This window comes from Varibaculum sp. C0165D1 (genome assembly GCF_056590355.1).
The window spans coordinates 201,162-226,886 of record NZ_JBWPVY010000002.1; the positions used below are offsets into that span (position 1 = coordinate 201,162).

Below are 25,725 nucleotides of genomic sequence, written 5' to 3' on the forward strand. Positions count from 1 at the left end.
TCGATTCTAATCGACAGCGGCGAGACGAAAGAATAATTTTATGGGCCTAAAGTCCTTAGATGGGAGTGATTGTCAAAAGGTTCGGTCAGAGTCGGTCATGTGCGAACCTAGGCATAAATAAACCGATGAAAATGCCTCTACCTGCCCGTACATTGTCTAAGTATTAAGTCTGAATCCACCGGAAATTAGACTTGATTTTCTCTAATCTAACAATTATCACCTCCCCCTGAAATAGGGTGTCTAATTTTTGAGACAGGAGAAAAATGCTCAAATCGGTAGCCGTATTGGATGAACAACCCGCAATCGGCCTGGGGATTCGCGAGGTGATTCTAGGAGAGACCGCCCTGAGCTTTTTGGGAACTTTCAACACTATTAATGGTTTCTTACAGACTATCTCGGAAGAAAAACCGGATGAAAACTCCTCGATTGCAGTCATCCTAGCCGGTAAATTAGCTGATGAATCGCAACTTCTAGATAACCTAGACAAACTATGTGCCCGCGGTTTTGCGGTTCTGCCCTACCTACAATCCGCAGAAGTCTCCTTGGTACCCGCGGTCACCAAGCGGCCCTGCTGCAATAAAACGATTTTCAAATGTGAGCCGCTAGCACACTTGCTTTCTGTGCTCTGCCCACCCCCCGAAGGGGAAAACAGTTATCCCAACCGCAAGACCGAGGAAACTACCGGGTCACCCTGTCCTAACTCTTTACTGCTTAGCCCCAATGAACTACGGGTATTAGAACTCTACGGTTTTCGGGGACTACCAGCAAAAACGGTTGCCCGCCAGCTGGGGCTCACTACCAACACGGTGAACACTTACGTACAGCGCATTCGGCGTGCCTATGCAGCCCAAGGCAGACCTGCTTCCTCCCGCCTGGATCTTTATCACCGTTTTAAGGAAGACTTTCCCGAGTATTCCAAAAACGAGGAGCCCCAGGAGTCAGCCGATGGCCAAGCTGGCACCAAGGGCGAATAGTTTGAACCAATAGCAGGGGTGGGGGCGAAACTTAGTTTCGCCCCCACCCCTTTATGTTTTATTAAGTTATTATCTGCGTCAGCTACTAGGCTTTGAAACGCGGAAATGCGCTGCGACCCGCATAGACAGCGGCGTCACCGAGCTCATCCTCGATCCGGAGCAGCTGGTTGTACTTCGCGACCCGCTCGGAGCGTGCCGGAGCGCCAGTCTTGATCTGACCAGAGTTGGTGGCTACCGCCAGGTCAGCGATAGTTACATCTTCGGTCTCGCCACTGCGGTGAGAAGTCACCGTGGTGTAACCGGCGCGGTGCGCGTCCTCTACCGCCTGCAGAGTTTCGGTCAGGCTACCAATCTGGTTCACCTTTACCAACAGAGAGTTAGCAATCCCCTCTTTAATGCCCCGGGCCAAACGCTCAGGGTTGGTTACGAACAGGTCGTCACCTACGATCTGCACCCGGTCACCAATATGATCGGTGAGCGCCTTCCAGGCATCCCATTCGTCCTCAGACAGTGGATCCTCAATGGAAACGATCGGGTACTTGGCGATTAGTTCGTCGTAGTACTTCACCATGTAATCGGTGTCGCGAGCTTCCCCTTCAAAGGTGTACTTGCCGTCCTTGAAGAACTCTGAAGAAGCCACGTCCAGTGCCAGGGCTACATCCTTGCCCGGTTCGTATCCGGCCTTCTTGATGGCCTCGCAAATCAGATCCAGGGCTTCGGCGTTCGAATCCAGGTTGGGGGCGAAACCACCTTCATCACCTAGGCCGGTAGACAGGCCGCGATCTTTAATAACGCCCTTCAAAGTGTGGTAAACATCGGCACCCATGCGCAGTGCTTCCGCGAAAGTCTCGGCACCGATGGGGACGATCATGAACTCTTGAATATCTACATTGGAGTCCGCGTGAGATCCACCGTTCAAAATGTTCATCATCGGAACTGGCAGCACATGCGCGTTCGGCCCGCCTAGATACTTGAACAACGACATATCGGCATCTTCCGCTGCGGCATGGGCAACCGCCAGGGAAACACCCAAAATCGCGTTCGCACCCAGTTTGCTCTTATTCGGGGTGCCGTCTAGACGCATCATAATGTCGTCAATATGGCGCTGGTCGCTAGCATCCTCGCCGATCAGTTCGGGGGCGATATCGTCAATAACTGCCTGTACGGCATCCTGTACGCCCTTACCCTGGTAGCGACCCTTGTCGCCATCGCGACGCTCTACCGCTTCAAAGGCTCCGGTAGAAGCACCGGAGGGAACCGCGGCGCGGCTAGAGGCACCGGAATCCAAGAGGACTTCTACTTCCACTGTGGGGTTTCCGCGAGAATCCAGAATCTCACGGGCATTAATAGCAACAATTAGTGACACGGTCATGCTCCTTATAAATTTTATTGATGACTTAACTACAGTCTACTGGAAGCAAAGCGAGTCGGCAGGTTGCAAAAGTCCCTTTCTGTCTCGGAAAGGAGCAAATTTTTATTTAGCGGGCTGCATATTTTGCTGCATTTGGCTTTGTAGCGCCTGCTCAGCATTAGCTAAACCCTGTAGTTTCACTCCTGCACCCAGGTCAGGTTCTAGCACTGGTGTCCCGGTTGACGCCGACAACACTTGAGTTAATAGGGGATTGGTTTTCAATCCCGCAGCCTGTTTGGCACCCTCTTTTTGAGCAGCCAGGAGTTTCGGCTTAATTCGTTTCGCTAAATCCGGGTTTACCTTGCCCTGTTGCTGATCGCTAGATAATTTTTGCAGCCGCCAGAAATCTAGGGTGTCCGTAGAAAAATCTGAGTTCCGCAAAACCCCTTGTTTCACCTGTTCAGAAAGCCACTTATTAATATCGGCATCGGTGTATCCGGGCTGGTTCCGAAGTTCTTCCTTGGCGACCTGCATCGCAGCTGCCCACGCGACGAGGGATTGGGTAGGTATTTCTCCCCTTTCAAATGACTCCCAAACAGCTTGGGGATACACTCCGGTTCCCAGCTGTTTTTGCACGTCTAAACGCATCTCCCGAATACCGGCTGCTTGCTGCGTGTCAGTAGGGGTGACAGCGTTTAACTCGGAAGCCACCTGTTCCACGGGGAAACTATCTTTCGCCTTTTCAGAGGAAGAACATCCCCCAAGCCCCAGCCCTAGCAGGGCAGTGCCGGCACAAATACCAATGACGCGAAGAACTTTGTTATTCATAAGACTGTCTTTCTGAAGCTAATAGCTAAGGTTAGCTTATCAAGAGGGCGCGGCCGGCTCTATTTTTGGGCACCTGTTTTTACTTTCCCAAAGGGAGTAAGCACATTTTGCAACAACTGCGATACCCACTGCGCTAACGGTTCATCATGGAGCGAGCCTTGCCCCAGCTTTTCCCCCTTGGGGGCGGGCACCAAAATTTGGCGTACCGCCGGTTTAATCACCGTTCCCGGATGTAACCGCTTGATCCGCAGCATTTGGGAATCTGCCAAGCTAATCGGGGCAAAACGCACGAACCGCCCTTGCGCCACGATTTCTTTGATTCCCAGGACGCGCGCATGCATCCGCAGCTTCGCCACCGTAAACAGCAGCTGCACATTGGCCGGAGGCGCCCCGTAACGGTCAGTCATTTCTTCGCACACCGCATCTAGCTCTTTTTCTTTCCGCACGCTAGAGAGCTTTTGATACATTTCTAGGCGCAGCCGCTCCGAATCCATATATTCGGGGGGAATATGGGCATCAATCGGCAGTTCAATCCGAACTTCGCTGTCTTCTTCTTCCGCTTCCCCGCCCTCTTTAAAGCCGCGCACTGCCTCCGATACCATCCGAATATAGAGGTCAAAGCCAACCCCGGCGATATGGCCGGACTGTTGCCCACCCAATAGGTTTCCGGCGCCGCGAATCTCCAGATCTTTTTGCGCCACCGCTGTTCCTGCCCCGAGATCGGTATTAGCGGCAATGGTTTGCAGGCGTTCTTGCGCAGTTTCTGTCAGCGGTTTATCACCTGGATAGAAGAAGTAGGCGTAGGCGCGTTCCCTCCCGCGCCCTACTCGCCCTCGTAACTGGTGTAGCTGGGAGAGTCCCATCCGATGCGCTCCGGAAACAATCAGGGTATTGGCGTTGGAAATATCTAGCCCAGTTTCTACAATCGTGGTACAAACTAGTACGTCCGCCTGGTGGTTCCAGAAATCAACCATCACCTCTTCCAGTTGCTTTTCGTGCATTTTCCCGTGCGCCACCGCGACCCGGGCTTCGGGCACCAGTTCTGCCAGATGCGCGGCCACCCGGTCGATTGACTCTACCCGGTTGTGAACATAGAAGACCTGCCCATCACGCAAAAGTTCCCGGCGAATTGCCGCTTTTACCTGTTTATCCTGGTAGGCACCAACAAAGGTGAGCACCGGGTGGCGCTCTTCCGGCGGAGTCGACAGCGTCGATAGTTCCCGAATCCCAGTGACCGCCATTTCTAGGGTGCGAGGAATCGGGGTAGCGGACATGGAGAGCACATCCACATTGGTGCGCAGAGCCTTCAAAGTTTCCTTGTGTTCGACCCCAAAACGCTGCTCTTCATCGATAATTACTAACCCCAGGTTCTTAAACCCCACTTCCCCGGTAATCAAACTATGGGTTCCGATCACCAAATCGATTTCTCCGCCGCGCAACTGGTCTTTGACTTCGCGCGCCTGCGCAGGGGTAGAAAAACGCGATAGCTGCCCGATTTTCACCGGGAAGGGGGCAAAGCGGTCAGAAAAAGTTTCAAAATGTTGTTTTACCAGCAGCGTGGTCGGAACCAGTACCGCGACTTGGAAACCTTCCTGAATAGCTTTAAAGGCCGCCCGCACCGCCACTTCGGTTTTCCCGAACCCTACGTCTCCGCTGAGCAGCCGATCCATAGGGGCAGGTTTTTCCATATCTGCCTTGACCTCATCAATAGTGACCAATTGGTCGGGGGTTTCCTGATATTCGAACGCATCCTCGAGTTCCTTTTGCCAAGGCGTGTCCGGGCCAAAAGCGTGTCCTTTAGTAGCTTGCCGCGCCGCATAAAGGCGGATTAGTTCGGCGGCGATTTCCCGGGTGGCTTTGCGGGCCCGATTCTTGGTTTTCGCCCAGTCTGCTCCCCCCATCTTGTTGAGCTGGGGAGTATCCGAGCCAGCATAGCGGGACACCAGATCCAAAGAGTCGGTAGGTACATAGAGTCGGTCGCCAGCTTGTCCCCGCCGCGAGGGCGCATATTCAATCACCAGGTATTCGCGGGTAACCGCATCTTGACCTTTACCGATAGTGCGTTTAGTCATTTGCACGAAACGTCCCACTCCGTGCTGGGAGTGCACCACATAATCCCCGGGTTTTAGCGAGAGGGGATCGACTATTGATTTTCCGCGCCGACTAGCCAATTTGCGAGGAGCTTGTGCTAGGCGCGGAGACCGGCCGGTCAGATCTGCTTCGGCCAAGACCAGCAGCCGAGAGGCTTTTAAGGCGAAACCACCGACGATTTTACCGGCGGTGACCAGTACGCTTCCTTTTTCTATATCTGAGGACGCAGCCAAGGTTGCTACCGCTTTGGCCGGTAGTCCCGCCTCGGAAAGATTAGCCGCAAATCGGCTGGCCAAGCCGCGCCCGGAACAACATAAAATAACTTTCCAACCGGCATTTAGATACTGACTTAACTCTTTAACAGCCTGGTCGATATGTCCGCGATAGCCTTTGGCCGCCCGCGCCTTTAGGCTGCTTTGACCCTTATAAACATAGGTAGGACGAGTGGTTTCACTCAACCCATTTTCTTCTTCGCCGCCGCTTAGTTCCCCCGCGAACTCTGCCGCTTCTTCCCCAAGATCCGCGGGTTCCTCCCCCGCCGCTTCCTCATTTTCAGCGGCCAAAATATCCGCGCTAGGCAGCCCGGTTAGCTCCCACCAGCCTAAACCTTTATCGCGAGCCTCCTGGTTGAAATCGTTGAGACTTTGGAGGGCGCGGGAGGCTCGAACCGGAATTTTTCCTCCGCCAGCGGCCGCTTGCCATGCGGCCTGCTCAAACTCATGGGAAGTAGCTAGCAAGTCTGCTGCCCGGCGGGCCACTTTCCCCGGTTCGTCAATCACGATGGTGGTATCTTTTGGCAGCAGAGAAACCACGCTTTGCAGTCCCGGCGCCAATACCGGAGCTAAGGATTCCATCCCCTGTACCGCTATTCCCTGGCTGATCAGCTCTAACATATCTGCCACCCCGGGCAGGGAGGCTTGCAGCTCGCTAGCGCGGCGCTTCACCTGGTCGGTCAGTAACAGTTCCCGGCAAGCCGGCGCCCATACTCCTGAAGGACTTTTTTCTAGGCTGCGCTGATCAGAGAGGGAAAAATAAGTTACTTCCTCGAGAGTGTCGCCAAAGAAATCTAGCCGCTGGGGATGGGATTCCCCGGGAACGAAGACATCGACGATTCCTCCCCGCACCGCAAATTGTCCCCGGCTGGACACCAGATCGGTTTTCTCGTATCCCAGGTCTAGTAGCCGAGCAGCCAGTTCATCCAGGGGATAGTCTTCACCCTCGGTAATTATTAGGGGTTCAATCTCGGCTAGACCGGTTACTACCGGTTGCAATAGCGCCCGGATAGGGGCTACCAAAATAGAAATCGCTTCCCCCGGCCCGTTTTTTTCCGGATGGGTCAGGCGGCGCAAGGCGGCGATCCGTTGTGACATGGTGTCGGCACGGGGCGAGAGGCGTTCGTGAGGCAGAGTTTCCCAGGAGGGGTAACGAGCGACCCGCGGCAGGTAACCCGCCAGTTCTGCCTCTGCCTGTTCGGCGGAACGCCCCGAAGCAGTTACATAGAGGATTAGGCCGCGCCGCTTAGCGGCAGCGCCTGCAGGCCCGGCAGCTGGTTCCGTTTTTTCGGATGAGGAAGGCAGCGGGGAAAAGATTCCCTTACTTACATCGGTTTGTGCTGCTGCCGCGGCTAACGCGGGTCTTAGCCCCGCAGGACAATACAGGGACTGGACGCTGCCGGGGTGAGAAAAAAACTCTTTAGCTGCCGGCTCGCTAGCTACTTGTTCTACTACGGCTTGCAAACTCATCGTGTCCATCCTAGAGGAGACGGCCGACTAGTTCACTTTCGCTAAACGATCACGGTAACCGCAATTTTGCGAGGGTGCACCCTCGCCTGCAAATAAATAGCTGCTATCTACTTGGTGTAAACGTCGAAATGGTTACCCCGGGTGCCGCGGTCATAGACCTTGCCGGGCGCACCAAACGGAGTATTAATAACCGTGCCTTTGGGGGCACTATTCGCCAGCACAATGTATCCGTCTGCATCGGTTACGTATCCACCCGCATTTACGTGGCGGCCCGGAATCCTCAGACCCCCACCAGGTAATACTTTTTGAGAATAGTAAGTGAACTTATAGCCACTCCAATTAACCACTCCCGCCCGCTGCAGCGCCCGCAAAGAATATTGCCCAGTTGAAGAGGCCGCGCCGGCTGCTGCCGCTGGTGCAGTTGAAGAGGCCGCGCGGGCTGCTGCTGGGGTGCCCGCGGGGGCTCCGGGAATAGCTTCCGCCACGGCCTCCGGGGTTACTTTCGCGTTAACAACCTGCAGCCCCAGTTCTCCCCCCGCTGTTAAGGCCGGGTTAGTGGCGGAAATAGTTTGCGCGGCCATTTCCGGCACCGGCTGACCGGCAGGGAGTGAGGAAGAATGCAGAGCTACCGCCCCGGAAGTGCCGACCGCTCCCGCGATCACTGCAGTTGCTAATCCGGCCTGCCAGAGCAGATGGCGGAATGGTTTCTTTTCTTGGCAATGACGTTCCACGATTGTCCCATTCAGTCGATACAATAACCTGCCTGTTTTTATCAGGCGAAAATCAGTCTAAACCAATACGCAACCGTTTCGCTACCAAATCGTTATAATCGTGGCCCGTACCACAGTTTCACCAGAAAACAGCATGTGCCCCGCCAAGAAACGGCGGGGCACATGCTGTTTTATCTGTTTAGTTCTAAGATTTAAAATCCGCTAGCTGCTGGTAGCTAGACCTGGGTACTCATCTTGGCAATCATCATTAAGAACTCCGCATTGGAGTTAGTGTTCTTCAGTTTAGAGAGCACAAACTCGGTAGCCTGCTGGGGTTCCAAAGCGCTGAGCATCCGCCGCAACTTCCAAGTGACCTGCAGCTCTTCCTTGTTCAGCAGCAGTTCTTCCCGGCGAGTACCCGAAGCGTTCACATCTACCGCCGGGAACAGGCGCTTATCAGCCAGTTGCCGTGATAGCCGCAGCTCCATATTGCCGGTGCCTTTGAACTCTTCGAAAATAACTTCGTCCATCTTGGAGTTAGTTTCTACCAGGGCGGTGGCCAGGATAGTTAACGAACCACCGTTTTCAACGTTGCGGGCCGCCCCGAAGAACTTCTTGGGAGGATAAAGCGCCGAAGCGTCCACACCACCGGAGAGGATTCGTCCCGAAGCCGGGGCCGCCAAGTTATAGGCACGTCCCAGGCGGGTAATCGAATCCAGCAGTACCACCACGTCTTGACCTAGCTCTACCAGGCGTTTTGCTCGTTCAATCGCTAGTTCTGCTACCGAAGCATGGTCTGAAGCTGGCCGGTCGAAGGTAGAAGCAATAACTTCGCCCTTCACCGTGCGCTGCATATCGGTAACCTCTTCGGGACGTTCATCTACCAGCACTACCATCAGGTGACATTCCGGATTATTCGTAGTGATCGCGTTGGCAATCTGCTGCAAAATAATGGTTTTACCCGCTTTAGGCGGAGAAACGATCAAGCCACGCTGACCCTTACCGATGGGGGCAATCAAATCGATGATCCTCTGGGTAATGTTCTTGGGAGTGTTCTCCAAGCGCAGCTGTTCATTGGGATAGAGCGGCACCAAATCTTTGAACTGGGTACGCGCCCGCGCGTCCTCAATACTCATCCCGTTTACGGTGTCCAAACGTACCAGGGCGTTGTATTTTTGCCGGCGGTTATTATCTCCCTCTTTAGGCGGACGCACCGCGCCCTGTACCGCGTCCCCGGAACGCAAGCCCCACCGGCGCACCTGGCCGAGGGTGACATAGACATCATTAGGGCCGGCGATATAGCCGGAGGTACGCACGAAAGCATGGTTGCTTTGCACGTCCAGAACCCCCGCGATCGGCAAGAGTTCGTCCTCGTTTTCCTCGCTGCCATCCTCTTCATTATCGAATTTGCCGCGTCCGCGGTTTTCCCCGCGATTGTCATTCCAATTATCATCACGACGACGATTCCGGTCACGACGACGATTCCGTCGGCCGCGTCCGCGTCCTTCCCCGCGATCTTCATCTTCCGCGCTGGGCAGGGCGATCTCCTCAACCGAATGCGGGGTGTCACCCTTGTTCTTCCGTGCCTTACGCTGGTTATCTTTCTTACCGGCGCGCTGCGCCAAATCTTTCTTCAGCTGTTCCTTCGCGTCCTTTTTAGCAGCTGGCTCTTCACGAACCGCTTCGTGGCGCCGCCCTTGGCGTCCCTGAGTCTTTGCGCTCTGCTTAGGGGCTTCGGCTTGCTTGGCCATATGCTTCTCAGCTTTCTCAGCGACATCGCCAGAAGGTTGAGCGGAGCGAGCTTCACTAATTTTTTCGATCAGCTCGTTCTTTCGCAGCCGGGAAATCCCGCGCAAATGCATGTTTGCAGCTAGGGCCTTTAGCTCATCCAGCTTCATAGTGCGAAGATCATTAGCATTCTCGTTTGTGCTCACAAACTTTCCTTTTGAATGTAGGTATGACGCAGATGCGCCTGGGTATTAAGAACCGAGAGAAATAGGTCTCGATTTTGAAGGCTGGAACTGAGCGATCCTGGCGGTAATCCCACTAGGTGCTTTCGCCTCCGTGTGTTTAGCTTACCAGGATTTGCGCGCGGTCGTTAACTCGCGTTTAGTGAACCTGGCCATGGAATCCGTCTGATGCTCAAGCCCCTAAACTGTAGCTAGAGCTTTAAAGCTGACGCACCCCGCGAGTATCCAAATCCAGGGTACGCACCTTCCACCCCGCTTTTTCCGCTTGTGCTTTTACCTGGTCACCCACGCTCGCCAGTGCTAAAACACACGGTCCCGCCCCGGATACAACCGCCGGCAACTGTTGGGCCCGCAACCAATACATCAAATCTAGAGAAGCTGGCATGGCCGGTCTCCGATAGTTTTGGTGTAGATAATCGGTGGTGGCAGCCATTAATAGTTCGGGATGGTCTTGGAGGGCGCGCACCAACAGCGCGGCGTTCGCCACGTTTTGGGCAGCATCGGCGTGAGGAACCTGCTCGGGCAGGAGGGCGCGCGCCTGAGAAGTATCCAACTCGAAATCAGGGATAAACACCGTGGGACGCAAGCCGTATTGGTTCTCGATTTTCACTGCCCAAGTCAGCGGAAATTCCCGGTTTAGGACGCTCTGGTCAGATTCTGTATCCGGTTCCTCTTCACCCTCTTCCCCCATTTCTAAAAACGGCGAAGTCAGTTCCTTGGTAGTGGCGGCCTCTTCGCTGGAAGTGCCGTGTATTCCCGCTAGGGTGATTCCCCCATAAATCGCCGGCGCCAGGTTATCGGGGTGTCCCTCCAGGTAGGTCGCGATTCGCAGCATGGTATCGGCATCCAAAACCTCGGGGTCAGAAATAATCGCCCGCACGATAGCCAAACCGCTAACGATCGCGGAAGCCGATGACCCCAGGCCTCGCGATTGAGGAATCTGGTTTTCTTGCCAAAGAGATACCCCCACTTGAGAGGCCCCTACCGCATCAAGGCCAAGGCGGATAGCCCGCACTACCAGGTGATTGTCGTCCTCAGGCAGCTGATCTTTACCTTCCCCGCGCACATGCACCTGGGTTTTCCCGACCGTCGCCCGAAAACGTACTCGGTCGTGAAGGGACACCGCCAGCCCCATACAGTCATATCCGGGGCCGAGATTAGCCGAGGTGGCAGGAACTTTTACTTCCGCTTCGTCCTTAACAATTCGCATCTTGCCTGCTTCCAGTTACTTCAGGTCGAGGGCGCGCAGGGCGGCCTCGAGAGTAGGCGCGATCACCTGCGGATTAATATCGCGATCTCCCAGCGCGGTGGCGGTATCCTTCAAACCATTGCCGGTCACGGTACAAACAATAGTGGCATCCTCAGGCACTTTACCTGCACCGGCTGCCCAAAGCAGTCCGGCTACCGAGGCCGCCGAAGCGGGTTCTACGAAAATACCGGTACTGGCCGCGAGCCGCGCCTGCGCCGATAAAATATCTTCGTCTGTGACCGCGGTGATGAAACCGTGGGAATCATCCCGCGCCGCCGAAGCGTAATCCCAGGAAGCGGGGTTACCGATCCGGATGGCAGTGGCTACCGTTTCCGGGTTCTCAATCGGGTGTCCAGCTACGAAGGGAGCAGCACCTTTGGCCTGAATACCCCACATTTGCGGTACCTTGCTAGCGCGTGCCACCCCTAGCTGAGTTTCTTTTTCTAAAGAGGCCGCGGTGCGCCGACCAGCGTATTCGTTATATCCCATCCAATAGGCTGAGATGTTTCCGGCGTTTCCTACGGGCAGTACGTGAATATCAGGGGCATCCCCCAAGAAGTCGACGATTTCAAAGGCCGCAGTCTTTTGCCCCTGCAGGCGGTAGGGATTAATCGAGTTCACCAGGGCTACCGGATATTTTTCGGTGAGCTGACGGGTAATGGTCAGGCACTGATCAAAGTTTCCATCCACTGCTACCAACCGTGCGCCATGCACAATCGCTTGGGCAAGTTTACCGGCGGCGATTTTCCCCGCGGGTAGGATCACGGCGCATTCTAGCCCGGCTTTCGCTGAATAGGCGGCCGCCGAAGCAGAAGTGTTTCCGGTAGAGGCACAGGCCACCATTTTTTGCCCGCTCGAGACCACTTTGGTCATGGCCATGGTCATCCCGCGGTCTTTAAAAGAGCCGGTGGGGTTCACACCCTCGACTTTGATATAGACTTTCGCCCCTACTTCACCAGACAGATCATCCGAATAAACCAGCGGAGTGCCACCTTCCTGTAAGGTGACGATTTCTTCTTCGTCCTTTACCGGGAGCCAATCACGGTATTCGTTGATTATTCCCTGCCAAAGATGCGCCATTTTTTAGCCCTCCATACTGATTACTTGGATTACCCGGCTCACCGGCTCCGCGGCTTCCAAATCTTTTACTGTTAAGTCTATGGCGTCCGCCCGCGCCCAGGCAGTCGATAGGGAAACTACCGCTTTACCGGATTCGCTGTCATTGCTTTGGCGCACCTGCTCTATCGAGATTCCGCGCCGGGCAAAAATCCCTGCTACCTCCGCTAATACCCCGGTTGCGTCTTCTACTTCTAGGCGGATGCTGTACTTAGAACGCACTTGTGCGGCGGGCATTTGCGGCAGGTCGGCGTAGGCGGACTCGCGGGGCGCACTGCCCCCAGATACCAGGTGGAACGCCGCCGCTACCACGTCCGAGAGCACTGCCGAAGCGGTCTGTACCCCGCCGGCGCCTTGCCCGTAGAACATTAGTCTGCCGGCGGCCTCGGCATCAATCACAATCGCGTTAAAGGCTCCCGCAATACTAGAAAGCGGATTTTCCGGTTTCACCAGTACCGGTTCTACCCGGCAAGATACGCATTCGCGTCCTTGCTCATCTTGCGCCAACTGGGCAATGGCCAGCAGTTTAATAGTGTGGCCGGATTCTTTAGCGTCTTGAATATCGTCAGCAGTAATATGACGAATTCCCTTCACCGCTACTTGATCTAGGGAAACCCGAGTGTGGAAAGCCAACTGCGCAAGCAGGGCGCATTTGGCGGCGGCATCAAGTCCATCTATATCGGCAGTCGGGTCAGCTTCGGCATAGCCCAGTTCTTGCGCAGTCGAAAGTGCCTGGTCAAATGACCATCCTTTCTTTTCCATCTGGTCAAGCATGTAGTTGGTGGTGCCATTAACGATTCCTTGCACCACCTCGACGCGATCCCCCGCCAGGGATTCGCGCAGACCATAGACTACCGGGATGGCGCCCGCGACTGCGGCCTCATAGTAGAGGTCGGCTTCGCGCTCGCGAGAGAGATCAAAAAGTTCCGGGCCGTGTTGCGCCAGCAGGGCTTTATTGCCGGTGACCACGGATTTTCCGGCTTCGAGGGCGCGGGTAATGTAGGTGCGTGCCGGCTCGATTCCCCCGATTAGTTCAATCACCAGGTCCGCTTGGTCAATCAAGGGTTCCGCCTGGTCGGTGAGCAGATCGCGGCTAATAAAATCGGGGCGCGGGGCAGCCAAATTATTTACACAAATACCGATAATCTCCAGACTGGCTCCACACCTAGCCTGATAATCGGCAGCGCGCTCTTGCAGTAGGCGCACTACCTGGGCGCCCACGGTTCCGCACCCGAGGACTGCTATTTTCACCGCTTGCTTCATTTACACCCTCTTTTCACCTTGTCCGCGCGGGCGTTTTTACCCGCCGGGGCTTTCTACTCTAACGGTTATTTATCTTCTAGCGCGTCCGAGATTTTTCACTGAGATAGACCGCGCGCTCCGGTATCAAGTCGCAGCAGGTCATCCACGGTTTCTCGCGCAATGATGTAGCGTGGGGGTGTTTTACAGCTAAGCCCCACCACCCCGGGGCGAGGCACCAGGTTGTAATTGGAGGCCATCGCCCTCCCGTAGGCTCCGGTAGCGGGAATTACCAATAAATCACCAGCGCAAATATCGGCAGGCAGGGCAATCTCGGGCACTAAAATATCTCCGGATTCGCAATGCATTCCCACTACCCGGCAGCTGGCCGCAGGCGCGTCTGAAACCCGCGAGGCCAAGGTGGCCACATAGCCAGCGTCATAGAGGGCGGGGCGAATATTGTCACTCATGCCGCCATCTACACTCACGTATTTGCGGATACTGCCGTCCTCTAACTGCACGTCCTTAACCGTTCCCACCTGGTACAGGCTGACGCATACCGGACCGGCCAACCAGCGTCCAGGTTCAATCGAAATATGGGGAATATCGCTGCCCGCCTGCTGGCAGGCTTTCTTTACCGAGGCCGCCAGGGAGCGCGCATATTCGCTGGCAGTGGGCACTTCCTCCCCCTCATAGGAGATAGCTAAGCCCCCGCCGAGGTCGACCTCCGGGACAGGCTCGCCTAGCTTTTGTACCTGGGCGCGGAATGCCAACAGTCTTTCCGCCGCCACCTGGAAGGATTCTAAATCTTTGATTTGGGAGCCGATATGGGAATGCAGCCCCACCAGGCGCAGATTTGGGGCAGCAATAATTTTCTTGACTGCTTGGAGGGCGGCTCCAGATGCCAGGGAGAGGCCGAATTTTTGATCTTCGTGGGCAGTAGCGATAAAGCTATGTCCCCCAGCGTGCACTCCGGTGGTTACCCGCACCATAACCGGAGCAGTGGCGTTTTCGCTCTCGCTCAGGGATTGCAAAAGATCGATTTCAGAAAGGGAATCTACAATTATTCGCCCAATCCCGCTGCGCAGTGCCAAGCGCAGACATTCGACAGATTTATTATTCCCGTGCAGCCCGATTTTCTTAGGTTCAGCTCCCATCGCCGGATCGAGCGCGACTGTAAGTTCTCCCAGGCTGGCGGTGTCAATCCCCATTCCCGCCTTGGTGATAGCTTCCCCTAAAGCGGTACACAGGAAGGCCTTGCCCGCATAGTAGACACTGGCGCCGGAAAATCCGTAACCTTCCCAAAATTCTTCGGCCATCGCCGAGGCAATAGTTTGGGCGCGGGCCGCGAAATCATCCAGGTCAAATAGGTAGGAGGGGGTACCGAAACTCTGAGCCAGCTCAGTTACTTTTTGTCCGGCAAAAGACAGTTGCCCATCTTCCTCTCGCTTGGCTCCCCCGGGCCACAGCACGGGATTAGCGGCAGGTTCGGGACAAGTGAGCATCAGCAAACCTCTCAAGTATCTAGGTATCTTCCCTTAAAGTATCGCCAAACCGCTATAAGCTTGCAAAACCTTTCCCGCAGGCTGGATAGAATCGAGAACGTGTAAAAAATTCATGGATTTTTTTACACGTTTTCTTGATATGTAAAACTGCTTTACATATAGAGCGTGTATCTAGCTCACTACTGTCATTAAAAATACGGTTTACGTCTAGGGCGCGGCTGATATACAGGGTTGGTTAGGACTTACTTTGGCAATGGAGTGGTAAACAAAATATCCAAGTAGCGGTGATTAATAAGGATTACGCTTTTTCCTACTTTTATCCGCTCAAGCATTCCCATTTCAGACAGAGAGCTCGCCCATTTGGCGGCTGTGGGACGGCTTACCTGCAGCCCAGAAACCAAATCCGCATACCGTAGATAGGGCTTGGAAAAAAGCAGGAATGCTAAATCTCTTGCCGGTAGATTGGTCTGACTCAGTTCGAAGATCGTCTGATCCAGCAGGTTGTAAATACTGGTGATTAGAGAATCGGTCCACCTTGAAGTTACGTCAACTGCGTTAAGGATGAACTCTATCCATTCGCCCCAAGCCCTTTTTTGCGTTACCCCATTTAGCAGTCGGTAGTACTCATCTTTGTGTTCCACTATGTATCCAGACAGGTAAGTAATGGGTTGATCTAGGAGGCCGCTTTGCACCAGATACAGCACATTTAAAATCCGTCCGGTTCTGCCATTCCCATCGGAAAATGGATGTATCGCCTCGAACTGATAGTGGAGCAACGCCATTTTTATCAGGGGATCCAGCCCAGATTCTCGCTCATGGGCAAAGACTTCCCAACGGGAAAGATGCTCAAGAATAGTTTCTTTACCTTGCGGCGGTGTGTACACATGCTCTCTGGTTGCTGGATTACCTATGAAAGTTCCCGGTAAAGCGCGAATATCAGTTGCAAACCCAATAATTTTTGAACACACAATTTTTGCCAGGTTCACTGAAAATGGGTGCTTCTCTATGTAGCTGTACCCCTCATACAGAGCCTCCCGATATCGCAGAGCTTCTCGAGCCGCAGGCGATGCCGGTTCTACATTATGAGCAGCCCGAAATAGTTCATCATTGGTAGTTACGATATTTTCAATTTCGCTCGAAGCTTTGGCTTCCAAAAGCGGGATAGCATGAATCAATATTGACGGGTCCGGAAGCCGTTTAGCAGACGCATTCGCAGTAGCAAGGGCGCGAGAGGCAGATATCACCCTATTAACCACCTGACCTGTTTGTAACTCCCGGGCAGGAGGTAGGGGCGGCAAGTCCTGGTAGGGCTTCTCGGGGTTCACAGACATACCTAGAATTTACCGCAAACATAGAAAACGTGTAAAAAATTCGGCGATTTTTTTACACGTTTTCGCGATATGTAAAACTGCTTTACATATAAGTCGCGGTAGCGGCTATTGGCGCTGCTCGCGCGCCAGGGTTCGCGGCAGCAACGTTCTGCAAGTCCTACCATTCAGGCATTTACACAAGGGATGACAATTGTTGATGTACGCAGCGCTCGTATCGCTGCGATCTCCCTTAAATAAGTTTTTTCACGCAGCCCAAGATTCGCCACAATCTTGACAAATACCCATCTTCTTAGTCACTGTCTTAGTGCGATTGGTCCCTTTGCTCTTCTTCCAAATCAAGTTAGACATTCCCAATGTCATCAGCGCGGTGGTGCCTCGCGCCGCATTATTGAGGTTACCCCCTAAACCAGCACCACGTCGACTCGTGCGTTGTCCTTTTTCGACGAACTGAACGTTTACATTGTTACTTCCACATGATGGGCATTGCATAGAATCTCCTAAAAACTCGCGCACCGTTGAGCACTTACTTATTAAAAAAGTACGCCACCCCCATCCCGAAATCAACCTCCCCCGAGAGAAGTAGGGAGCATGGAATCTGAACGAGCTGTTCAGGACATAGATAGCAGCGAGAACGCTGCTGCTACGGTTGAGAACACCTCGGTCGGATATTTGGTGAATTACTACGAATGTTTCTCACCCGTCAACGCTGTTAACAATTCCCGTTCACCCCGCCTACTGTCATTTTTGCGTTCTGATAGAAAATCTGGTCTACGCAATATTGAGCAGAGCCCAAGCAGCATTTGAGAGCGCACTCGTTTAGCTATCTTTGGAGGACGCAGCTTCCTCGGCCAGATGTAAATCAACTGTCACCAGGCGGTGTTTATAGGCACGGCGCAACGAGTTGCGCAGGGGCAAAGAACCCGCCATAACTACCGCCAGGATTGCCCAGGCGGAGCCGATAACCACCCACAGCCCCGCGCGCGCACCTCCGGCATCAACTACATTGCCCCCGATCCAGGCACCAGCAGAAATCCCCAGAGTGAAGAAAGTGTTCAGCCAGGCCATACCTTCGGTGAAACGAGAAGGGGGAACCACACTAGCTAAGATATTGGTCGCGTTGGTCATGGTGGGAGCGTAGGTGGCACCGGTTAAGGCCAGACAGATCCCCAATATCCAGGCATTGGAGGCAAAAAACAGGGTAGAAAATCCGAGCGCCATCAGGATAATTCCCCCCACGAACAGGCGCAGAGCCGAAATTCCCCATTCTTTGGCTCCATAGATCACGGCGGCTGAAAAAGAAGTTACCCCAAATAGAGCCAGCAGAATTCCAGCGATTTGCGGCAAACCGATTTCGCGGCAATAAGCCACCACGGTTAAATCTAAGGCGCCAAAGGTCAGGCCGCAGAGCATGAAGATTGTCCCCAGCACTACCATCGCCTCCGATTTAAGTAGGGGTTTTGCTTCCTCGGGAGAAAAATCGGCTTTCCCGCGCGGAGTGGGTTCAGTTCCCCGTTGCGATAAGAACCAGAAACCCCCAATCCCGGAGGTTAGCAGGCAGGCAACTATTCCGGCTGCTGGGTGCACCAACGTGGCCAGGACAGTAGCGATTATGGGGCCGAAAATAAAAATTACTTCGTCAAGGGCAGCCTCGAAAGCATAGGCGGTGTTCAATTTGCGCGAGCCCGCTAAAAGATGCGTCCACCGCGCCCTCACAAACGCCCCGAAAGACCCGGTAGTCGCCCCCGAAAAAGCCGCGATTACATACAGCGTCCACCGCGGCGCATGGTAGAGAGTAGCCACGGTTAAAGCAGCCAGCAAAACCAGGGAGGCAGCTACCAGAGGACGCAAGATTTTTGCTTGCCCATGTCGATCCACCAACTGCGCCTGAATAGGCGAGGCCGCCGCCATAGTGATTACCACTACCGCGTTGACCTGCCCGGCCAGTGAATATTCCCCGTAGAGGGTAGAAATCATTAGCAGGGTCGAAAGACCGGCCATGGCCATCGGGAAACGCGCGATCGCCCCGGCGATAGAAAAACTCAGCGCACCGGGGTAGGCAAAAATTTCACGATAGGACTTGAACACAACTCTAACCCTAACCGGTTGACTACGTTCTACCCCACCCGCCCAGTTAGACTGAGGCTATGGGTTTGTCGAATAATCGTCTCTGGCGCCGCGCTTGCACGGCGGCATTAATCGTAGCGATTATTGGCATTGCCCTGGTGGGATTTATTGGGCACCCGGTGTTTGCCTGTCGCATGTTTTCACTGATGTTACTGCTGCTCGGGGTCTACCGACTTCTGGATCGCTCCCCAAATGCCTGGTGTGCGGTGCGTTCCTGGTGGCTTGATTGCCTCGCCCTGTTCGCCCTTTCAGTAGCGCTGTTAATCTTGGCTCCCTACGGCGGCATTATTATGCCTACCGGGATTTAACGCGGGGAGCGCGCAGGGATTTTACCCTCACGCCCTCACCTAGGTCGCACCCGCGTCCTCTACGCTGGCGCCCTGAGCTAAAAGCCCGGATAAGGCTATTAGGCCAGCGATCCCATCGGATCCCAGGCAGGCAACACTATCGGCTCGTCCTTAGAATCGATAACCTCCCGGTATTGTTCGGGAAGCCGGTCACGATGCACCGCGATTTCGAAAACGTACTCGTCGAACCAGGAATCGTTCATAGTATAGAATCCTTCGTCAGCACGGTCTTCGCAGCCCCAAGAGTTCTCTACCCGCCAGCGGCGCGGTTTGCCGTCCAAAATATCGACCCCCACGAACAACATGGCGTGAGTCATTAGGGATTCGTGGGAAAGCAGGCGTTCTTGCTTATCCATCCCGAAATGTACCCCATAAACCTCACCATAGTCGTAGAGATTCTTGTCCCACAGAGAAAATTCCCGATCCGCCTGCTGCTCGGTGTCACAGCCAAACCACACCGGTTTTCCTGCCTGCAACACGGTGGATGCACAATCCTTCATTACCGACATCGGCACATTTAGGTACCGCACCGGGGCGCCGCCGAGTACGTTACCCAGGCGATCTACGGTGTAAGTCTTTCCGTAAGGGTTAGCTTCGCGCGGATCATTAACTAGGCAAACATAGTTGCGCAGGTCATTGACGATATATTTATCTGCGAACTGTTGCGGAGTCACTTCCCCTAGCCGCTCAAACTTATTATCTTTATCGTTGTACTGCCACACGAACTTTTCCGGCGGAGTTCCCAGGTGGATATTGAGAATCCGATGTACCCCGCCCAGTAGGCTCGCTTTAACTTCTGCTACCGCTTCGGGATTTTTTTGCGCGGCTTTTCGCAGTACCAGCGCCCCTTCCCGCAGGTAGCGTTCCAAAATCCGATCCATTTTCTTCGAGTTAGAGGAGGATTCGGTTTCCGGCATTGCCCACTTAGGGACCACCCCATATTTATCGACTAGCGCCACGAACATATTCCACTGTCCCCCATCCCCAATCGGGTCGGACAGCAAGTGAGCGACCGTGCGATCATCGATATCCCGATCGGCCAGCTCAATCTGGGATTCAAAGAAGTAGTTCGCTTTTTCTAGTTTGTCCCAATAGAACAGGTAGGTCTGGGAAAATTCGAAGTTCTCGACATTTAGTCGTTTGATCATCGAAGAGCGCAGCAGATTAAGACCGGCGAACAGCCAGCAGCGCCCCGATTTCTTTTGGTTAGCCACCGGCCAGGCATCTAGCTTGTGGGACATGGAACGATCCGCGTAAGCCACCACTTGATGATTTTGCGCCACCTGGTCGATATCGGAGTTAGTTACCGCGTTTTGCATTAACCTACCGCGAGGATCCGTATTAAAACCTTTGCGCAGTTCAGATAGTATTTCCGGGGTTAGCGTCACTTCGCGTTCGCTCACTGTTCCTCCTAAAGTTGGGCGGACACCCGCCATGCTCAAGGGCGTATCTCGCGGGGCCACTACCCCGGTTTCGCCGTTTTATTCTTTGCTTCCAAAATATCCCATCGCCCCCGCATAGTTAATTTGGGGGCGTTTTATCTCTCCGGCAGCCGCGGTGTTTCTGAGAAAAAGAAAACCTCTGTAGGGAGGACGCAACGTTTCCTGCTAATGGAGAGTTAGCTCCCAGGCGAGGACGGGCGAGGCGCTTCCCTCGACAAACGGAATCACCGCCTGGCTTTAGCGACTAATAACCTACTTTTCGTCCTCTAAAGCCGAAAGCAACTCGTCAACCTGTTTAATCCAAATTTCGCCGGAAATATCGGAGGGCATCCGGAGGTCACCGCGTGGGCTGAGACCAAACCCGGAAGTTATTCCCGGACCGCCAGGCACACAAGTCCGTTTGAACTGGGAAGTGAAAAAGCGGCGCAGAAACTCGCGCAGCCAACGCAAAATAGTTTCCAGATCGTATTGGTGGCGATCTGATTCCGGCAGGTCTGCCGGCCATAGCCCCTTTTGCTTATCTGACCACGCCTGGTGTGCCAAATAGGCAATATCGCGGGGTTCGCGCCCTAGAAGCAGGTGGTAGAGGAAGAATTCATGCAGTTCGTAAGGGCCAATAGTGTCCTGGGTAGATTGCAGTTTTTCCCCGCCTCCCGGAATCAGTTCCGGGGAGATTTCTTGCGCCAAAATATCTTTCAGCACTGTCGTGCAGGCATCGCCGAACAGATTTTGCCGGCAAACCCAGCGAATCATGTGTTGGAGCATGGTTTTGGGGATTCCGGGGTTAACCGAATAATGCGACATATGGTCGCCCACCCCATAGGTGCACCACCCCAGCGCACCCTCAGATAAATCCCCGGTCCCAATCACCAATCCGCCCTGGTGGTTGGCAATCCGGAACAGGTAATCGGTGCGCAACCCGGCCTGTACGTTCTCGAAAGTCACGTCATATTGGGCGGCGCCTTCGGCGAAAGGATGCCCCATATCGGCGAGCATTTGCCGGGCAGCGGGGCGAATATCTATTTCTTCGCACTTAATCCCTAGGGATTCACACAGTTTAAAGGCGTGAGATTTGGTACCTGCCGAGGTGGCAAAACCAGGCAGGGTATAGGCCAAGATCTGGGATTTATCGAGGCCGAGGCGGGCGGCCACCTGGGTACACACCAAAAGTGCCTGAGTAGAATCTAGCCCTCCCGATACTCCCAACACCATCTTGGGGTTGCCGACGGCCTGTAGACGTTTTTGCAGGCCGTAAACCTGAATCTGGAATGCCTGCTGACAGGCGCGATCAATGCCCTCTTGATCGGCGGGTAGGAAGGGGAACCTTGCCGGGGCGGGGCACAGCGCTGTCGGCGTTTCCTCCAAGGTGGCAGCGTTAGATAGATTTGCCCAAGGATCAAAGGTCACTGCCGCGCCCGGAGCCCCCACGCCCAGCCGAATGTCTACCTCCCAGAAATTACCGCCTCCCCGAACTGCCTTGGCATCGGTAAATCCACTTTCACGCCGCCTGCGGCTCGTGATAGCAGTTAAATCAATATCGGCGAGGGCGATCTGGGTTTCGCTGGGGAAAGGCTCAGTTTCCGCTAGCTTAGAGCCGTCTTGGTAAATAAAGGTTCGTCCTTCCCAGGCAGCATCGGAGGAAGATTCCCCATTTCCGGCTCCCGCGTGTATGTATGCGCAGATCCCGCGCCGGGAAGTGGCCCCAGCTAACAGTTCCCGCTGCTCGCCACTCCCTAGGGTGACAGGATAGGCCGCGGGATTAGCGATCACGCTTGCACCCTGTAAAGCAAGCGATAGCGCCGCTGAGTGCGCCGCAGCGCTGTCACTGCCTACTTCTGCCCCGACCGCTAGGCCAGCCACGTCCTCAATATTGATTATCCCGTTCCCAATAGGAGCCTCGCTGGCTCCCGGAATCTGGGGTGCCTCCCAGCGAGCATCCTCAGAAAGGTGCGCACCGGAAGTAAAGTAGCGTTTTTCATAAGCAGCCCCGGAGGGGAAAACTTTCGGAGTCATGGCAACTACTCTTCCGCGTGCCAAGAACACCGCGCAATCATAGATTTGTCCCGCTATCCGCAAGGGGGCTCCCACCAGTATTAGCTCGGCGCAATCCGAAGTGGCTTTGGCCAGCAGCTCTATCCCTTTTTCCACACTTGCCAGCAGACGCTCAGAAAACACCAGGTCATCGAGGGTGTAACCCGAAATACTCATCTCGGGAAATACCGCTACACATGCACCTTGGCGGGCAGCTTTGCGAGCTGCCGCCGCGATTTCCTGGACATTTCGATCCGGCTGACCGGGATGGCTGGGAATGGTAATGGCCGCGACACGAGCGAAACCGTGCGCATAAGGGCTAGCAAAAGTCATGTTCATATTATTGCACCCGCCTTCCCTAGCGTCTGCCTCCTTAAATGTAATCAGCGTCTAATTAGAGGGCATTGATTTAGTAAGCGCCGGGGTAAATGTGTAGAATCGTTGAAGTCCAGCCCCGATAGCTCAGTGGATAGAGCGTTCGCCTCCGGAGCGAAAGGCCGCAGGTTCGAATCCTGTTCGGGGCACCAAAAATTTTTTACGAAATTGTTCCCCTATCTGCTGATCGTTTCCCCTACCTGTAACCGTTGCAGCGGCTCAAACTTGCTGAAAATGGGAAGTTGCTGACCTTTACCTTGCAAGGAATCGCATGGTACCGAGGTCGTGCGGGAAAAACCTTTCCCCGCACTCGACACTCGCCTAAAACACGCCGTCAGTGACTAAGTAGCTAATGCACTTTTGTTAGGCGGACCCGCATAAGCGCGCATTACCTGGGTTTTCCCCATAGGGTGGAAGTAGCCCGGAAACTGTCAGACGTCCCCTTTGGCAGGTGTCCCCTACAAGGAGCAGCAATGCGCAAGTTCGCTTTTTTGGATCTAGACGGAACCATAATTGACCACAACCAGACGATTAGCACCAAGGTAAAGGAAGCTATCGCCGCGGCTACCGGAGGCGGCCACAAAGTATTTATTGCCACCGGGCGCTCCTATCCCGAACTTTATCCCTCCCTATTTTCTCTGCCCTTTTCCGGGCTGATTACCGCCAACGGCGCCTACGTAGAATTGGGAGGCCAGGTGCTAGCTGATCATTCTATAGACCAGGCTGGCATCGCCGAGTGGACAGATTATTTCCGCCGCTCCGGTGCCACCTGGATTTGGCAAGGTAAAGAGCACTTTTACCCCTCCGAACATTTTTTGGATTTTTTCCGACTCTCGGGCAAATCTGACCGCTCCGCCACCGGTAACTGGTCCACCTACCTCGAACAGATCACGCCTTATCTAGCCACTGGTATCCCCTCTTCTGCCGGTAAATGCATGTTCTATCTCTCCCCCGAAGCGCCTTCTAGCTTTGAGGAAGCCCACCGACTGTTCGGGGACCGGTACATGGTGATTCCCGGATCGGTTCCTGTGCGCATCGGTGAAGTGGTGGAACTGGGAGTAAAAGGTGTCAATAAAGGTACCGCGGTGCGCGAAGTGCTCCGGCACTTTGGAGCCGACCCTTCCCAAGCAGTCGCCATTGGTGACTCGGTAAATGACTATGAGATGGTGCGCGAGTCGGGCATCGGGGTGTGCCTCGCGGGCGGGGCAGAAAAACTGAGCGAGATTGCGGATTGGATTGCTCCCCCGATTGAAGAGGACGGGGTGGCAGCCGCCTTTGAACGTTTCGGTTTACTGGATCCCGCCTAGGGATTAAAAGAACTTATATCCTTCCAGATCGGTGAAGGTGAAACCTTTACCGGTAGAAACATTTACACAGGTAGCATCGGTGCCTCCGAAAGTGCAGGCATATTTACCTAGCTGCGTGTATTGGCCTGGTCCAAGTGACTGCAGATCAAAGCGTTTACCACTGTTATCGGTTTGACCAGATTTAACATCTTGATACAGCGGAGTGGTACCGTTCACGCACCCACCGATACCGGAGGAAGTGTCCCACACCCCCAGCACAGATAGGCGCAAATCACCCTGCTTACACTTTCCCACGTTACCAGCGGCATCAAAGTTGCTGGCGGTAGCGCAAACCACGCCACTACCACTAGCAAGTGCCCCCGAGCCATCTGCTGCTAGCGGCACCAGCGGAGGCGGGGTGTCTTCGAGTTTTTCCGCAATCGTACAAACCACAATTCCGGATTGAGAACGGAAGGTTACCCGCTTTTTGTCCCCTCCCAACTGTGCCGGGGTCACCGGTTGTGCCGCTAACACCTTTTTCACCTGTTCAGTTTGGGTAGTGGCGATTGGTTTCGGCTCGGGAGCTGCCACGGTTTCAGTGGCCTCTGCTTGCGATCCCAAGGGAACCGCCGAAGGTACTTTTCCGGTACTAAGCCGCACTATCTGCCAACTCACTAAAGCGATTAAAACCATTACTACCAGCCCATATAGCAGCCACAGCGGGGAGCGTCGAGAAGATTTTACTTCCTGAGGATTATCGTCTGCTTCTGGCGAGTTGGCTGGCGTCGACAGCGAGGTAGAAGCCGCCGTCGAACTAGTTACCTCCGGAGAGCTAGCTACAGTTGAGCGCGACTGCGAGGCAGTGAAGTTACTTGGCGACGCCGCAGCGTTACTGGGCAAAGTGCCATAAACCGAGGCGGGCGCGTCGCGATCCCCCGCCGTAAACGAGTCAGAACGGGGACTTACCGGCTCTGATGCAGGATAAGGAGCGGCCGGCAACGGATCCGGAACGGGATTAGCTTGCGGATAGTTTGCAGCTGGTTGGAGACTTTCCGGGACGCGGGGGACGCTTTGACGTGGAGGCATAGCCGAGCGGGGGGCTTCTGGCTGCCCTTGCGGTGGTTGCTGGTACCGATTAAAATCCGGAGTTTCTGAGAAAGGAACCTGGGGAATCCCGCCCTCTGGCAGCGGCGGCTCCGCAGGCGACTGCGGCTGGCGACTGGCGGAGCGGGGAGGGAAATAGCGTCTTCCACCGGATGGAGTTTCCTGTGGATTGGCTGGTGGCTCGCCCTCTCCGCGATAGCCGTAACCATACTGCTCACTCACGCTAGCCACTCCTCGTTTATATCGGCCCTACGCCCTTTCGACTGTAAATACTGGTTAAAATGCTGCGCCCATTCTCGGTATTGCACCCGCTGGTAATCCTGCAGCTGCCTCAAATCCATCTGCCCTAATTGGGGATAGGAGGTGCAAAGCGCCCGCAAAACCGCGATAGTTTGCCGCACATCAACCAACGCATCGTGCAAGTCATCTTCCCCGCGCACCTGGTAAAACTCTGCCAGTGCCTCCAGGGTACGTTTGCCGCGCCGATAGCGATCTAGCGCCCGATCCAGCACCAGGGGATCGATTATTGGCAAGAACTCTACCCGCTCATTCATAGTGGGCTGCCCCAAACGCTTCAGGTGATTATCCAGCAACGGCAAATCAAAGGAGGCGTTATAGATGACCACCGGGATCTGTGCTTTACCGCAGGCCTCTAGCACCTGGGCGACTTCGGTCACCACTTGCTCTAGTGGGCGTCCATGCTGACGGGCATACTCGGTGGAAATCCCGTGAACCTGCTGAGCTTGTTCGGGGATAGCAACCCCTGGATCCGCCAGCCAGGTCTGTTCCCGGGTTTGTCCATGCCGCCACTCCACGCAGGCTGCGGTAACAATGCGATCGGAGGCAGGTTTTACGCCTGTGGTTTCGGTATCGAAACCCATAAACGGACCCTCAATCCAGCCCACCGGTT

Annotated in this window: 19 protein-coding genes and 1 tRNA gene; 4 read left to right on the forward strand and 16 right to left on the reverse strand. The window is 54.6% G+C overall.

What is annotated here, in order from left to right; all coding sequences use genetic code 11:
• Positions 1-263: 263 nt before the first annotated feature.
• Positions 264-974, forward strand: a complete 711-nt coding sequence (locus AC1EKS_RS03495; RefSeq protein WP_481008859.1) for a helix-turn-helix transcriptional regulator — start codon at positions 264-266, stop codon at positions 972-974.
• 85 nt (positions 975-1,059) lie between these two features.
• On the opposite strand, the gene eno is transcribed toward AC1EKS_RS03495, so the two are convergent.
• The 12 genes from eno to AC1EKS_RS03555 form a co-directional block, all read right to left on the reverse strand.
• Positions 1,060-2,340: a phosphopyruvate hydratase gene (gene eno / locus AC1EKS_RS03500; protein WP_481008860.1), complete on the reverse strand. Its 1,281-nt coding sequence runs from the start codon at positions 2,338-2,340 to the stop codon at positions 1,060-1,062.
• Positions 2,341-2,448: 108 nt separating this feature from the next.
• Positions 2,449-3,153 carry a hypothetical protein gene (locus AC1EKS_RS03505; protein ID WP_481008861.1) on the reverse strand — a complete coding sequence of 235 codons (705 nt, stop codon included), beginning with the start codon at positions 3,151-3,153 and terminating at the stop codon, positions 2,449-2,451.
• Between the two features lie 59 nt (positions 3,154-3,212).
• A complete protein-coding gene (gene mfd / locus AC1EKS_RS03510; protein ID WP_481009822.1) occupies positions 3,213-6,986 on the reverse strand; it encodes a transcription-repair coupling factor in 3,774 nt (1,257 codons plus the stop codon).
• A 107-nt stretch (positions 6,987-7,093) separates the two neighbouring features.
• Positions 7,094-7,741, reverse strand: coding sequence for a hypothetical protein (locus AC1EKS_RS03515; RefSeq protein ID WP_481009823.1), 648 nt, complete (start codon positions 7,739-7,741; stop codon positions 7,094-7,096).
• A 191-nt stretch (positions 7,742-7,932) separates the two neighbouring features.
• The gene (rho, locus tag AC1EKS_RS03520) at positions 7,933-9,594 is read right to left on the reverse strand and encodes a transcription termination factor Rho (protein ID WP_481009827.1); all 1,662 of its coding nucleotides are present in this window, start codon (positions 9,592-9,594) and stop codon (positions 7,933-7,935) included.
• Between the two features lie 271 nt (positions 9,595-9,865).
• Positions 9,866-10,876, reverse strand: a complete 1,011-nt coding sequence (gene thrB / locus AC1EKS_RS03525; protein WP_481009824.1) for a homoserine kinase — start codon at positions 10,874-10,876, stop codon at positions 9,866-9,868.
• 15 nt (positions 10,877-10,891) lie between these two features.
• Positions 10,892-11,995 carry a threonine synthase gene (gene thrC, locus AC1EKS_RS03530; RefSeq protein WP_481009825.1) on the reverse strand — a complete coding sequence of 368 codons (1,104 nt, stop codon included), beginning with the start codon at positions 11,993-11,995 and terminating at the stop codon, positions 10,892-10,894.
• Between the two features lie 3 nt (positions 11,996-11,998).
• Positions 11,999-13,294, reverse strand: coding sequence for a homoserine dehydrogenase (locus AC1EKS_RS03535; protein ID WP_481010205.1), 1,296 nt, complete (start codon positions 13,292-13,294; stop codon positions 11,999-12,001).
• A 95-nt stretch (positions 13,295-13,389) separates the two neighbouring features.
• The gene (gene lysA, locus AC1EKS_RS03540; RefSeq protein WP_481009836.1) at positions 13,390-14,775 is read right to left on the reverse strand and encodes a diaminopimelate decarboxylase; all 1,386 of its coding nucleotides are present in this window, start codon (positions 14,773-14,775) and stop codon (positions 13,390-13,392) included.
• Positions 14,776-15,017: 242 nt separating this feature from the next.
• On the reverse strand, positions 15,018-16,106 hold the full coding sequence (locus AC1EKS_RS03545) for a Fic family protein (protein ID WP_481009837.1): 1,089 nt from the start codon (positions 16,104-16,106) through the stop codon (positions 15,018-15,020).
• Between the two features lie 243 nt (positions 16,107-16,349).
• Entirely contained in the window at positions 16,350-16,595 is a 246-nt protein-coding gene (locus AC1EKS_RS03550; RefSeq protein WP_481009838.1) for a hypothetical protein, read from the reverse strand.
• A gap of 327 nt (positions 16,596-16,922) precedes the next feature.
• The gene (locus AC1EKS_RS03555; protein WP_481009839.1) at positions 16,923-18,191 is read right to left on the reverse strand and encodes an MFS transporter; all 1,269 of its coding nucleotides are present in this window, start codon (positions 18,189-18,191) and stop codon (positions 16,923-16,925) included.
• A gap of 59 nt (positions 18,192-18,250) precedes the next feature.
• Between AC1EKS_RS03555 and AC1EKS_RS03560 the strand changes: the two genes are divergently transcribed.
• Positions 18,251-18,538 carry a hypothetical protein gene (locus AC1EKS_RS03560; protein ID WP_481009840.1) on the forward strand — a complete coding sequence of 96 codons (288 nt, stop codon included), beginning with the start codon at positions 18,251-18,253 and terminating at the stop codon, positions 18,536-18,538.
• 98 nt (positions 18,539-18,636) lie between these two features.
• Here the strand turns inward: AC1EKS_RS03560 and AC1EKS_RS03565 are convergent, their stop codons facing one another.
• Together AC1EKS_RS03565 and AC1EKS_RS03570 are read right to left on the reverse strand one after the other, a co-directional pair.
• A complete protein-coding gene (locus AC1EKS_RS03565; protein ID WP_481010207.1) occupies positions 18,637-19,980 on the reverse strand; it encodes a C1 family peptidase in 1,344 nt (447 codons plus the stop codon).
• A gap of 291 nt (positions 19,981-20,271) precedes the next feature.
• The gene (locus tag AC1EKS_RS03570) at positions 20,272-22,383 is read right to left on the reverse strand and encodes an NAD(+) synthase (protein ID WP_481010209.1); all 2,112 of its coding nucleotides are present in this window, start codon (positions 22,381-22,383) and stop codon (positions 20,272-20,274) included.
• A 118-nt stretch (positions 22,384-22,501) separates the two neighbouring features.
• On the opposite strand from AC1EKS_RS03570, the gene AC1EKS_RS03575 reads away from it, so the two are divergent.
• Positions 22,502-22,577, forward strand: a tRNA-Arg gene (locus tag AC1EKS_RS03575).
• Positions 22,578-22,898: 321 nt separating this feature from the next.
• Positions 22,899-23,732 (forward strand): HAD family hydrolase, encoded by an 834-nt coding sequence (locus AC1EKS_RS03580; RefSeq protein ID WP_481010211.1) that lies wholly within the window; start codon positions 22,899-22,901, stop codon positions 23,730-23,732.
• Positions 23,733-23,735: 3 nt separating this feature from the next.
• Here the strand turns inward: AC1EKS_RS03580 and AC1EKS_RS03585 are convergent, their stop codons facing one another.
• Positions 23,736-25,037, reverse strand: coding sequence for a hypothetical protein (locus AC1EKS_RS03585; protein ID WP_481009846.1), 1,302 nt, complete (start codon positions 25,035-25,037; stop codon positions 23,736-23,738).
• Entirely contained in the window at positions 25,034-25,720 is a 687-nt protein-coding gene (locus tag AC1EKS_RS03590) for an exonuclease domain-containing protein (RefSeq protein ID WP_481009845.1), read from the reverse strand. The genes AC1EKS_RS03585 and AC1EKS_RS03590 overlap by 4 nt, the downstream gene beginning before the upstream one ends.
• Positions 25,721-25,725: the final 5 nt, after the last annotated feature.